We start from the raw sequence: 13,379 nt of genomic DNA on the forward strand, positions 1-13,379 counted from the left end.
TCAGACCGAGGCCGGCAGGCCGCCGAGGTGCGTCAGCAGGTCGAGCTTCGGCTCCTCGGGATCCAGGGGGACGATCAGCCGGCGGTCCAGGAAGCGGTTGCCTCGCTGGCAGCTCGTCTCGGAGGCGAAGGTGCAGGCGTGGCAGGCCGCGCCGTGCAGGGAGTCCTCGGTCTCGCTGGGGCGGTAGTCGCCGCAGAGTGGGTCGCTGGAGCAACGCCGAGCATTGCTGAAGGCGGCGCGCAACAGCCGGCCGAGCTCGGCCGGCTGGGCGAGACGCACCAGACCACCGAGCGTTCCCTCGCTGTCGCTGGCGGCCGTGTACAGCAGGATCCCCGCCTCGTCGCGCCCCTCACGCGTCGTGCCGTAGATGCGCTCGGTGATGCTGGCGCTGCTGTAGCCGCACTCCAGGGCGATCTCGCGGATGAGCAGGTGGCTGAGGGTGTGCAGAAGCAGGTACCGGTCGCCGGGCCAGTAGTCGTCGTGCGGACCGTCCAGAGCGCGGTTGACGCGCCACTGGCGGTGCGCCCTGCGGAGGTTGGCCATGTGCTGGCTCGCCTCAGCGACGGCCTCCCATGCCTGCAGCGTGCCCGTGTCGAGCTGCAGGAAGATCCCTTCGCCGCGGGTGACGGCCGCGGGGACCCAGGTCGGCTTGCCACTGCGCGTCATGGGGGCGCGCTTGACGTTGTCGCCGTCGACCTCCCCGTACTCGGGGGCGTCGATGCGGGTGAAACCGAGCAGCGCCTTCGTCTCCCGTAGCCGCGTCACCGCGACGACGCGAGTCAGCAGCGCCTCCCAGCCTGGGGGAACGTGACCGACGATCCGGGCCTCGTAGTCGGCGTCGCCCTTCTTGGCACTGCCCGGGTCGACGAGGGCGTGGTACTCGCGGGCGGTGAGGTCCTCGGGCTCCGCGGGGACGTCGTCCTGACGCTTGGCGATCTCGCTCCACACGTCGTCCAGGTCCAGGTCCCTGAACGGCCTCAGGTCGTCCGCGTACTTGACCGCGGAGCCGAGCTCAGCACGGTCGGCGACGCCCGCGAGCTTCGGCCAGTGCTTGGTCACGAGCTCGCTCAGGACGTTGCCCTGATCCGGGATGTAGAGCGCACGGGCCAGCACGCTGAACCACTGGTTGCTGGCACCCAGCACCATGGCCCGGACCGTCTTGCCGCAGCCCTCATCCGCGAATTTGCCGAGGTGTGGGTGCCGGCCACGGCACAGCGGCAGGACCTCGTTCCACCACTCAGAGTGGTGCTTGAGGGCGTCGCGCATGGTGCGCTTGGCGCCGCAGGAGCAGTAGATGCTGATCGCCGAGCCGGCGTTGAGGCCGGGGTCGTGGAACTCGAGTTTGCCGTCGACGCCCTTGCTGCAGTCCTTACCGCGGTGGACGTACTCGTTGTAGGGGAACTCGTCGAGGTGGCCGTCCTTGCACGCGAGCACGAAGCGAGCCGGGATCGCGCTGGGCTTGACCTTCGACTGCCTGGCCTGCGGGCAGTTTTCGTGGACAAACCGCGCCTCGTCCGGCTTGTACGGGTTGTTGTTGCGATAGAGGAATGCGCCGCTGCTGCCGTCGCCGGCCAGCGGGTGCAGCAGGCTGCACCGGCTGCAGCGCATCCACCGCGGGAAGGGGGTGACAGGCACACCGACGCGCGCGTGGTCACCGGTGGGCTTCTCCCCCGGTTTCCGCTCGAGGAACGGCGCCGGCTTCAATGCCTCGACCTGCCGCCCGAGGACCGCTCGCACGTTCCGGAGCAACCGCGGCTCGGTCAGGTCGGTGAGCTGGCTCTTGTTGTGGTCCCAGTAGTCGAGCCCGCGGACGATCACGCTCATGTTGGGCAGGTCGACGAGCGCCCCGACGCCACCGGTGAACAGGAGGGCGTTGGGTCGCTCGGTGCCGACCCGGATCATCTGCTTGTCGTCGGTGCTCACAGAGCCGGCTCCCCGACAGGAGCAGCGGCGACGAGGGGCCGAGCGGCCACCTGCCCCACCTCGTCGAGCCCACCCTTGGCACTCAGCAGCACGTCGTCGTCCTCGTCCTCATCGTCGTCCCTTGGCTCATCGGTGGCGGGCTTCTCGGCCTTGTCCTGCGGTGGGCCGTACGACCAACCGGGGCTGCCGGCGATCTCCGGTGCCGGGACGTCGACGATGAGGTTGATCTCCGGCTCCACCTCGCGCAGTGACCAACCGACGCTGAACTCGTCCCACCTCGTCGGGCTGGACACCAGCAGCGGGTGCTGGGTGTCGCCCTGCTTGCGGTATGTCAGGCCACCCGCCTCCAGCGTCTTGCGGCGGTACACCCACTCGTCGAGCAGCGTGTTCGCCTGCCGGCGCACACGGACGCCGACCGCCGGGTCACCGGTGACGTACTCGGCGCGGCGCGCCACCACCTCGACGGCGTGGGCGACGTCTGCCGCGGTCCGGTGATCGGGCACCTTGTGCGCTCCGCCCTCGGACTCGAACTCGGGACGCAGGTGACGGACCAGCGCGACGAGGACGGCCGCCAGACCCCGGTCGAGCGCCCGGTCGGCGAAGGGGGTCACCGACAGCGCCTCGACCTTCGCGTACGCGGTCTCGTGGAAGTGCGCGAACGTCTCGAAGTGCGCCAGATCCCGTGGCCGGGCCCAGTTGTAAATAACCGTCACCAGCCCCGGCCGCTTGGGGTCTCGGCCGACGCGGGACGAGGCCTGGATGTACTCGGCGCTGTTCTTCGGCTGCCCGGTGACGACCATCAGGCCGAGCCGGGCGACGTCCACACCGACCTGGAGCATGCTGGTCGCGAGCAGCACGTCGATCGGCCGCTCCGAGAACGCCCGGGCACCGACGGCGGCGGCGTAGGCCTCCTCCGCGGCCTTCTTGGCCTTCCCGGTCGCCTCCCTGCGGGCCTTGGCCAGCGCCACGACGTTCTGGTGAGCAGCGGTGCTGTCGAGAGCGGTGACGAACTCGTTGGCCGCGGACGACAACGCCAAGGCGATGTCCGCGGAGTTGATCCGGCTGGTCAGCTCGGTGAGGACCAGCGGGGTCGAGCGGTTGGACAGCCCCCGGCGGCTCAATCGCCGGACACGGCGCGTGATGTCGTCCTCGACCATCCGGCGCATCCCGGCGAGCTCCACCGTGCTGCTGAAGTAGTCGACGAGGGTCATGTACGGATCGGCCGGGTTCTTGCCGTTCCCGTCGTGCTTGTCGAACTCGGTCTGCGCAGCCCCCAGCAGGATCTGAGCGACCCGGATCTGGACCTGCTTGACCCGCACCCCGTGCGCGCACACACCGACGTACCGCCGGCCGGGCCGCTCGTCACTGACCGGGATCTGCTCAGAGAAGAATGTGTCCCCGGCGTCGAACAGCGGCGGCGGGAACACCGCGGTGTCGCGGGCAAAAAGAGCGTGTACCTGGCTGTCCGCGCGACGCACCGTTGCGGTCGAGGCCACGACCTTGGGGCGGGTCCGGACGCCGTTGACGGTCCAGGTAGCAAGCTCGTCGACGACGGTCTCGTACAGCCCCACCATCGTCCCCAGCGCACCGGAGATCAGGTGCAGCTCGTCCTGGATGATGAGGTCCGGCGGCCGAAGCGCCGTGCACTCCCGGGGATGCGCGGTCGGCCACTCCTTCTTGGCCGGGTGAACGCTCTTGCAGCCCACCTTGTCGGCCATGTCCGGGTGCCGGTATCCGTGCCGTTCACAGCGGCTACGGACCCGACCGAACAGCAGGGCGGTCTGCCCGTTGAGGGGGAGCTGGGCGAACTTGTCGACCGTGCCGATGACCAGCGTGGGCGCCAGCCGGTAGACCTCCTCGTCGACGGTGACGACCGGCAGGCCCTCGCGGTACTGGGCGCTCTGCTTCCTGCCGAAGGCGCACAGCCCGTCCGGGTCGGCGCAGTAGAGCAGGACCCGGCGCTGGTCGTCGTCGCACTCGGCGTTCTTCGCCAAGATCGGCAGCGCGCACCACGGGCAGGTCACCAGCTGCACCGGGTTGCCCTGCGCGCTCGACCCGAGCTTGTCCTTGGCCGCCTCGACGGCTTCCTTGGCCTGGTCGTACCAGTTCGGCGAGACGCCGGAGCCGACCCAGAGGCCGATCCGGAAGGGCTCGTCGCCCCAGGGATTGACGAAGTCCGGCTCAGTCTTGGCGCGGGCAGCGGCGTCGCGACGGCGCTTCTCCGCCGCGCAGACGAGCGCCGCGGCGCGCTGGAACTGCTGGGCCGTCAGCAGCCGCAACGTGTAGCGCATAAGAACGGCGACGCCGGCGCCGCCGTCCCGCGCATCAGCGCCATCCCCGACGACTCCCTGCAGCCGCCGGATGGCGAAGGTGAAGGCGGTCAGACCGAGGTAGGCCTCGGTCTTGCCACCGCCGGTCGGGAAGAACAGCAGGTCGAGCAAGCCGTTGCCCTCATCGGCGCCAGGAAGGCTCCGCTCCACATGGGCAGGATCGACCAGCGACGGCAGGTTCAGCAGAACGAACGCCAGCTGGAACGGCCGCCACGAGCGCTGCTCAGGGCGGTCGGTCTCCTTGAGGAGCTCACCGATCGGCTGCTCAGGGCTCGTCCGGAGGGCGGCAACCTCGGTCCGCTGCCGCTGATCGGCCATGACGAGGTTGGCGAACTGCCACGCCTGCCATGCCTGCGCACCCCGCGGGGAGTCCTCGCCCAGGAGGTCGAGTCCTGCCTGCATGCGCGCCGCGATCTTCCGCGCGGCCGTGAGGTTCGTCTTCGCCGGCTGCTGATGCCGCGCCAGCGTCGGGTCCTTCTCGATTCGCTCAGCCTGCTGCTCGAGCCACGTCGCGTAGCCGCTCGCCAGAGGGGCGAGCGAGCGGAGCACCTCGGCCTTGTCGGCGGTCCCGAGCCAGCGCATGTCGAGCTGGAGTCCGGCGAGGAGCGGCTGCTTGGACGGGTCCGGCGCGACGGTCTGCGGGATGTCGTACGTGGGGAGCGCCGTCGAGGACAGCCGCCAGGCCCGGTCCTCGCCGTCTCGACGCTGTACGACCGGGGCGCAGTTGCGGCCGACGGCGAACTGCAGCGCGCCGCGGTACAGCATGGTGAGTGCCGCGACTTCAGGGTCAGTCGCGGTGACCGGCTCGCCGTCTGCACCGACGTCGCTCGTGTCGCCGGCGACGTCGTGCGTGTCGTCGCTGTGCGGCAGGAACACGGCCGCGTGACCGTCCAGGGCAGTGACGGCCAGGCGGACCTGGAAGAGCTTCGCGGCGTCGCGCCTGTCCTTCGGCTCCGGCTGCCCGTTCACCAACGAGACGTCGACGAACCTGCACTCACCGACGAGGCGAGTACGCCAGCGCACCACAACGCCCATCGGGGCGCCCGGCAGTGGAGCAGTGTCGTCCGGCACCGTCAGGTCGATCTCGGTCTTCGAGGCCTCGGGGCGGCGTACCCAGGCAAGGCGCTGCTCCGGCCCGTCCTGCGTGTCGATGTCGACCCTTTCCTGCTCATAACGACCCCACGCTGCCTCGACGGGCAGCCGCGTGGTGGTCTTCGCGACGCGGAAGGACAGGCCCAGGGACGCGGGTGCCATGGAGCCGGCCGCCGCGGCGGCGGCCGCCTCCCCTGCCCCTTCTCCGGTGCCGTCGTCGCTCGCGGTGACGTCAGTCAGTCCGGCGTCGAGGACGCTGCCCCGCGGCGCGAGGACCCCGAGGATGTACCGCTCCCCCGGCGTCGAGCCCTGCGGCAGCACCTCGTGCGCTTCGTCGTCCCACGGACCCACTAGGTCCTTGCCGAGTAAGCGCTCGATCTCCGAACGTACCGACGCAGACGTCGCCACAACCTCCTGCTCCTCAGATGCAATCTGACGCACCGCACTCATGCGCCATCACCGAACTGCATCTGGCCGAGCCCGGCGACCGCCGTCGGTCGCTGACGTCTGGGAGTCTCCGTTAATAAGGCTCGCTGTTCGAGGTGAAGCCGGTACATATGCTGAACGGCTACCTCCCTGCTAGCGGTATCCCATCCGAAGCGCGGCCCAACATCGATGACAGTGGAAGCGCTCGAAAGGTCCGGCAAATCGTTCTCCTCGGCAATACGACGATCAAGCACACCGCGAAGCCGCCGACAGCGGTTGAGCGGTGGAGCATCGATGTTGGAATGGAAATTGTTCCAGAAGTCGGTGAGCCCCTTCCCACTCCTCGCCGCCGCACGCACGGCCTCTTCCCAGTCTTGAAGCCAGGTGCCAGCCCAGTCATCAGACAAGCGCAATTTGGGCAATGTGTGAATAGCCCCGGTGACCGCGAGGTTGATTCTCGTCTCGCGCCGACCCGAGAAACGCCACACCCAGGACTCGAACCACTGCGAATGCATGAACGCGAAAAGCCAATCACCATGATCCGCGATCAGCCTCACGCCATTGTTCGCCAGCCATGTCGCCGGCACGCGTGCTGCGATCGCGTATTTCGAGACAGCTGGCATGGCGATATAGGTTGGAGCGATTGCGCCGAGTTGCTGCCGCAGTGCGTAGCGAGTTCGCACCATCTGCCACCATCGATCAATGAGCCCGGGGTAGGACTTCAGCGCGTCCGGCGATCGCTGCGGCCGAACGACCTCGTGCAAGAATCGCTCGGTTAGCGGACGGCCCGCACAGACTGCGTGAAGAGATTGATCCCCGGCATAAAAGCAGTAGCGCCTTGGATGGAGAACCAGCGAACCAGCGATATCATCAGCAGTGAGATATGGAACCCATAAGTCAGGGGCTTCATCACGCAAGGCTGGAAGCTGCGAATCGGACGCGTCAACCAAGAAGCTTTCGCCCTTGCCGTTGTGTGACCCTTCGAATGCGAAGAGCCAACTGAGCGGTTCTGGCGTCAGCGATTCGACCTCTTCGGACAGTGAGGCAGGGATCCTATCAACATTACGGCCACCAAGTCGCCGGGAAACGAATACTGCAGCACGGGTTAGCCACACAAGGCTCACATGAATACCAACACTGGAGGTCGGCCAGGGAATCTCGGGTTCGGCCGCAAATATCTCCAAGCCGTCAGACGTGAGGGCTTCATATGTATGCGGACGGGCTTGAGGCTCGCGGAGCGAGGTTGTCAAAATAAGGCCAACGGAGCCCTGTTCCCCGAGGATTGTGCAGGCGCGACGCAGAAAGAGCGCAGCCAAATCAATCTTGCCAATCGACCGCGCTGCCAGCAGTCGCGCAGCAAGTGCTTGAAAGTCAGGGCCAAAAGCAGCCCTCCAGTGCCGATTCCCAAGGAAGGGAGGATTGCCGACGATGGCATCAAATCCGCTACGACCGTCCGTGAATACCTCGGGGAACAACAGAGGGAAATGGGCTGGCCGATTCTGAGCTCCAGTTGTGCCGCCAAGTACGGCCACGACCGATTCTCGCAGCTTTTCATCACCATAGTTCGAGCCGTCATTGGCATCATTTGCCAACATCGCAACTTTCAGAAAGTCGCTTTCCGACGCACCGGCCACGACCGCGCCAGATAGCGCGTCGGCTATCAGCGCCAGACGCCTCGTGAGCTGTTCACTGCGATGCAGGAGGCGCTTCTTGTACTCAGCGTCTCGAGCGTCATGCAGATCGATTTCCGCGATCTGCCATCGCAGTTCACTTGCGGCCTTCATAAGCTCGTCGGTCTTAGACGTGTAGAGGTCGAGGGCGTTCTCGTGGAGAGCGCGCCCCTTCTTAGGATCAAAGTGAAGGTCGCGGAGCTGGTCAGGGCTAGTGATACCGAGCAGGCTGTCCCCAATTGCGAGTCGATCGTCGAGGAAGCTGAAGGGCCGGCGAGGGTCGAGCGTCACCAGCCAGAGGCTGAGCTTGGCCATCTCGACGGCCATGGGGTTGATATCGACGCCGTAGATACAGTGATCGATGACTTCTCGACGTGCGTCGAGAAGCTCCTGCTCCTCAAGCGCCCGCGCACCGAACGACACTGTCGCGGGCTCGTCCGCGTCCGGCACCTTGGACTGAGAGCCGTGCTGGCGACGAGCCTCGACGAGCCGGTTGGCGAGGTAGCGAGTGGCGGCGACGAGGAACGCACCGCTGCCAGCGGCGATGTCACAAATTCTTAGGTCGAGGATCTCCTTCGGGGTGCGCAGCACCCAGGCGCTCTTGTCTTCTGTGTCCAGCGGCCCCGGCTTGTAGACGAGGCCTTCGAGAGTCGTCTCGACGACCCGCTCGGCGAGGAACCGCGGCGTGTAAATGGCGCCTGTGTTGGCGCGGGCGCTGCTGTCGGTGAGGTAGAGGCTGCCCGGCGGGTAGACCACTGGGAGATCGCGCGGGTCCATCCGGAGGAGCCGACAGTAGGGCATGACGCGTGCGGTGGCAGTGTCGTCGTTGCCGCAGGCCTCGCGGACCAGCCGGGCGAAGCGCTGCGCGTCGTCCCCGGTCGGCGAGGTGAGGGCCTTCAGGATGCTCGCCTTACTGCGGTTGCCGCCCGCGTTCTTGATCTGGTCGACGAGCCAGGCGGCGAGGGCATCGTCGCCCTTGGCCTGCTGGACCTCCAAGTCGGTCAGGTATATCTCCGGGCCGTTCTTACGGAGGTCCTTGTCGCTGACGGCAATGCTGACGACCCAGTCCTCGGCGGTGCGGGCGTCCTGGTCGAGCAGACCCTCGTAGACGTAGCCGATTTGCTCGACGTCGAGACTGCGATAGGAGACTCGGCGACGTTCCTTGGCAAACTGCAGCGTCTGCAGTGCGTCGAGGGCACGCAGCAGGGTGCGGTCGTCGATCGCTGGGACGCGGTTTCTGCCCAGCGGCTCCGTGGCACTGGCTCGGCCTTCCAGCCACGGAAACCGGTCGGGGTCGAACAGGCTGCCGCCGTACGCCGGCAGGATGAGCTGCTCGTGGCGGGCACCGCGGTGAACGCCACGAAACAATGACAGCAGCCGATACCAGCCGGTCGCCGTGCGCTCGAGGGCATCCTCACCGTGATCGGTGGCGCGCTCGCGAAGGCTCTCGGCCAGGGTGGTGACGGCGTAGCCGCCCGCGTAGGTGTCGTCGTCGAGCGGGAGCAGGCCGCGCTCCTCGGCGTAGAGGAGGAACACCAGGCGCATCAGGACGGTGACTGACGCCTGGTACACCTCGGCGGGTCCAACGTTGCCAGGCAGCAAGCGCGCGCCGTGCTCGGCGAGGTGTGTCGCGTCGAGCCGGCCGAGGGTGGCCACGAGCATCTCGACGACAGCCTGGGACTGCTCGGCGAGGCGCTCAGTGACCTCCTCCTGCCGAGCCAGGCTCGCCGTGAGCAGGGCGGGCAGAGTCTGATCCGCGGCAACCCCGAGGAACCGGGCTCGGGTGAGCAGCGCGACGAAGGCGCGCAGGGTCTGCGGCTCCTCCAGCCACGCATGCCGGGTCCACGTGGCGGTGCTGACGGCACCGCCGTCGGAGACGCTGACAAGCGTCCACGTGTCCCCATTGGTGACGAGACCGAGAGGCACGCCACGCACGCGCAGCGCGTGCGCGAGCCGGTCAGCCGGGCCAGCTGTCCACGTGCCGCCACCCACTGGGGCCCGGCCGGTCGTCGCGGTCTTCGGCGGGAGCACGATGCCGAGGAGCAGGGCGGCTCCCGGCGTCACGACGCCGGTGTCGTCCTGGGCCTGCATCGCGAACGTGATGTCGACCCTGGTTTGGTGCTCGGGGACGGCAACGGCGAAAGCGGCGGCATCCGGGCCCCAGGCCAGGTTGTGCCGCCAGTCGAGGGTGTCCACGAGGATGTGGCGGATGAACCCGTCACGGGCGCCGGGGTTCGCGTCGTAGAGCGAGTTGCTCGTACGCAGCGCGTCCATGCGCGCCTGGTCGAGGGCAGGCAGCCCGTCGGGCCACGTGTCGGTGACGACGGGGGCGGCGAGAAACGGACCGTCGATGTCGAGGATCTGCAGCCAGTCAGTGCTGCTGGGCCTGCGGCCGCGACGAGTCCGGTGGGTGGAGTTGCTCATCGGTCGAGTCCTGCCGGGACGAGGTGGACAACGGCGGCCGGGAAGGTCAGGAACTCGACGCTCGCGTACCGGCCTCGGATACGGGCGAGCTCCTCGGCGCGCTCCACAGGCAGCCGGTCGAGGCGTTCCTGCCACGCAGCGCGGTCGGCGGTGAGCTGCTGACGCTCGTCGGGCTCGAGGTCGGCGAACGAGAGCTGCTGGGGAGCGCTGTCGACGTTGATGGCCCCCCTGAGGGCTTCAGCGAAGGCGTCGAGCAGCTGGGTGGTTCGCTTGACCTCGTCGTCGCGGCGCCGGCCGAGGGCTCGTGTGAGGCTCTCCTGGCGTTCCTTGGCGCGGGCCTCGATGGCGAGGCCGAGATTGCCGCTCACCCTGTCCCAGGCCTCGACGAGCGCCTGCCGAGCACCGGGGCCGGCGGCGATGGGATGCGCGTCGGGTCCGAGGGTGGCGTCCAGGATCCGCGCGAGTTCGGTGACGCCCAGGCGGGCGAAGGACGTGCCGCGCAGCGTTCCGCCGACCGGGACGAGCTCCTCGTGCAGGCGCTTGCCGTCAGCGCCGATGACGACGAGGCGGCTGTACGCGGCCAGCACCTCCTCGCTCAGCGCCGGGTCCTCAACGCGGATGCTGGCCGCACGGGCGAGGCTGCTCTGCCCGCCGTCTTGGCTGGCGCCCCAGACCTCAGCGCGCAGAAGCCGGGTGGCCATCGCGACGAGCGGGTGGTTGAGGTGCGCGAGGACGACGTCGTCGCGCTTGGCGGCGTAGCCCGGATCGAACGAGAGCGGCCGCTGGCCGTAGTCACGGTCCGCGAGGTCGGCGACGGTGCGCGCCCAGGAGCCGGTCAGGGTGCCGACGTGGAAGACGGTGTGGCCGTCCCGGACCTCGGGAGTCAGGTCGGGCTGGCGCCCGAGGGCGAGCCCGGTGCGGACGACGCGCTCGACGTCCGCGGAAGTGCAGTGCAGCTCGCGGCGGCTGTTGTCGAGGGTCGCCGCCAGCCGAGCCGTCTCCTCGCGCAACTGACGCTCGACCTTGAGAGCGGGGTCGGCCTTCGCCTTGGCGAGGGTCCGGTCGATGTCGAAGTTGCGTGCGGGCCGGCCCAGCATGCGCCGCTCGACAGCGTCGCTGATGACCGGGTTGACGCTGCCGAGGTCCTCACGGGCAGCGGCAATCTTGCGGGCGATGATGGTGAGGAACTGCAGGTCGCCCTGCAGGCTTTCCTTCGAGGCGGTCTCCCAGTCGCTCCCGGCGAAGTGGTAGACGAGCGGCGTCCTAATCTGCCCGTACCGGTCGATCCGGCCGGCGCGCTGCTCCAACCGGTTGGGGTTGAAAGGCAGGTCGTAGTTGACCAGTCGGTGGCAGTGGTTCTGAAGGTCAACACCTTCGCTGGCAGTGTCTGTGGCCAGGATGATCCGGATCGGGTGTAGGTCTGGCGGGCGCTGGAACGCCGTCATGACGGTGGCGCGCTTGTCGTCGTCCATCCCGCCGTAGAGCAGCTCAACGCGACCGGGGCCAGCGAGGCCGTGCTTCTCCAGCAGCTCCAACAGCCAGCGCTGAGTGTCCCGGTACTCGGTGAAGACGACGACGCGCTCGTCGTTCCACTGCCCTGAGTCGTCCAGGCACGTCTCGCGCAGGAACGCGAGTAGCGCCTGGGCCTTGGCGTCGGTCTCGTGGCCGTGCTGCTCCGCCCAGGTGCAAAGCTCGTCGAGCAGCCCGGCCTCGTCGGCGTCCACCTTGCCGGCGACCTGCTGTGCCTTGGTCAGGACCACGAGCTCGGCCTCGTCGACTGCGTCGTCGTCGGCATAGTCGGCGTCCAGCAGCTGCTGCCGGTCCTCGTCGAGTCCATGGGCGAAGCGCTCGTCGACCTCGATGTCATAGCCCTCGGGCGCCCAGGCGAGGTCGATCTTGACGCTGTTGTCGCGGACGGCGAGCACCGTGCTGGCGAAGGCCGCGGGACTGCTGAAGAAGCGCTTCTTGAGCAGCAGTCCCAGCAGGTCGACACCAGCCTTGCGGGACTTGTTCTTGGCCTTTGCGGAGCGAGCGCGGGTGTAGCGGGCCAGCAGGTCCTGGACCTCCAGCTCGCCCTTCGGGTAGGTGACGGTGATGTCCATCGCCTGCCGCGCGGGGTAGCGCGGCGTGCCGTCGGCGTTGGTGATCTCGGTCTTCAGCCGTCGGATGAGGATCTGCTTGAGCGCGGCCGGGTCCGGGACCACCCCACGAGCGAATCGCTGCGGGTCGAGCATCGCGAGGAGGGCCGTCCACGACTCGAGGTAGCCGTTGTGCGGCGTCGCTGACATGAACAACCGGTGTTCGGCGTGGTCCGCGAGCCGCTTGACGATCCGGGTTTGCTGACTGTCGACGGCGTACTGTCCCTTGCCCGGCGGCGCGACGTGGTGTGCCTCGTCGACGATGAGCAGGTCGAGCGGGCGGGTGCGGCTCAGGCCGGACTGAGTGAGGACCTCGTCCAGCAGCCGGCCGGCCTTCGGGCCACGCAGCCAGGCCAGGCTGACGATCGTGTAGGGGTAGACCTTGAACGGGTTGGCGTGCAGTCCGCGGTCACGGCGTACCTGGCTCAAGGTCTCGCTGTTGACCACCGCGAAGTCGAGGCCGAAGCGGTTCAGCATCTCGTCGTGCCACTTGTCGGTCAGGTGGGCGGGGCAGACGACCATGACCCGACGGACACGGCTGCGGAGCAGGAGCTCCTGAACGACCAGGCCAGCTTCGATCGTCTTGCCCAGCCCGACGTCGTCCGCGACGAGCAGGTTGACGCGAGGCAGGCTGAGCGCACGGATGGCCGGTTCGAGCTGGTAGTCCTCGACCGAGATGCCAGCACGGAACGGTGCCTGCAGGACCGTCGTCTCGGCGCTCGTGACGGCGCCCCAGCGCAGGGCGTCCAGGAAGGCGCCGAGCCTGGCAGGGTCGTCAAACCGGCCCTCCGAGACGTCCGGCAGGGTGGCGCGCTCCAGGACACGGCGTCCGGCCTCGAGCTCCCACAGGACCCGGAGTTCCTCGCCCAGACCGTCGTCCTCGACGCTGCTCAGAGTGACGAACGTGGCGCCTTCCCCCACGCTCGCTGCCGTGACGTCCAGGGGGATCCGGGACTCCTGGACATCAACGACGACCCAGTTGCGTCCGCGGACGGTCACGAGCTGGCCGACGGCAGGCAGGTCGGACGCCACAGACGTCCGGCGCAGCAGCGAGGTCACGAGCGAATCTCCACGCCCGTGACGCTAACGAGCCGTTCCGATACTCCCTGTTGCAAACATGCACTTCTGTGACGCTTGGGGCGCTACATCACTCGTTGGAGTTAGGCGAGTCAACCTCTCAAGGAGTTGATCATGCGGTAGGCGTCTCGACGGCCGACCGCAGCCCTGACGCGCAAGAGAGCACGCCGGCTGAGGTGTTCCTGCGTCTTCATAAGGAGCCGTCCACGGAGCGAGCACCCGCCGTGGTCTCACATCGCAGTCAACGGCGCGACCGCGCTTAAATATGGCCAAGCCTCAGACGACGCACTCCGAGCGAC

At 68.0% G+C, this 13,379-nt stretch carries 4 protein-coding genes; all 4 read right to left on the reverse strand.

The window, feature by feature from the left end:
• Genes drmB through drmD form a run of 4 tightly spaced genes read right to left on the reverse strand, consistent with a single transcriptional unit; the run spans position 1 to position 13,062 of the window.
• The gene (gene drmB, locus BUE37_RS12730; protein WP_083628599.1) at positions 1-1,923 is read right to left on the reverse strand and encodes a DUF1998 domain-containing protein; all 1,923 of its coding nucleotides are present in this window, start codon (positions 1,921-1,923) and stop codon (positions 1-3) included.
• The gene (gene drmA, locus BUE37_RS12735; RefSeq protein ID WP_139252941.1) at positions 1,920-5,795 is read right to left on the reverse strand and encodes a DISARM system helicase DrmA; all 3,876 of its coding nucleotides are present in this window, start codon (positions 5,793-5,795) and stop codon (positions 1,920-1,922) included. The genes drmB and drmA overlap by 4 nt, the downstream gene beginning before the upstream one ends.
• Positions 5,792-9,865 (reverse strand): Eco57I restriction-modification methylase domain-containing protein, encoded by a 4,074-nt coding sequence (locus BUE37_RS12740; RefSeq protein ID WP_073420471.1) that lies wholly within the window; start codon positions 9,863-9,865, stop codon positions 5,792-5,794. Before BUE37_RS12740 ends, drmA begins: the two co-directional genes overlap by 4 nt.
• Positions 9,862-13,062: a DISARM system SNF2-like helicase DrmD gene (drmD, locus tag BUE37_RS12745; RefSeq protein ID WP_217651225.1), complete on the reverse strand. Its 3,201-nt coding sequence runs from the start codon at positions 13,060-13,062 to the stop codon at positions 9,862-9,864. The genes BUE37_RS12740 and drmD overlap by 4 nt, the downstream gene beginning before the upstream one ends.
• Positions 13,063-13,379: the final 317 nt, after the last annotated feature.

This window comes from Geodermatophilus nigrescens, from assembly GCF_900129495.1.
Lineage (GTDB): Bacteria > Actinomycetota > Actinomycetes > Mycobacteriales > Geodermatophilaceae > Geodermatophilus > Geodermatophilus nigrescens.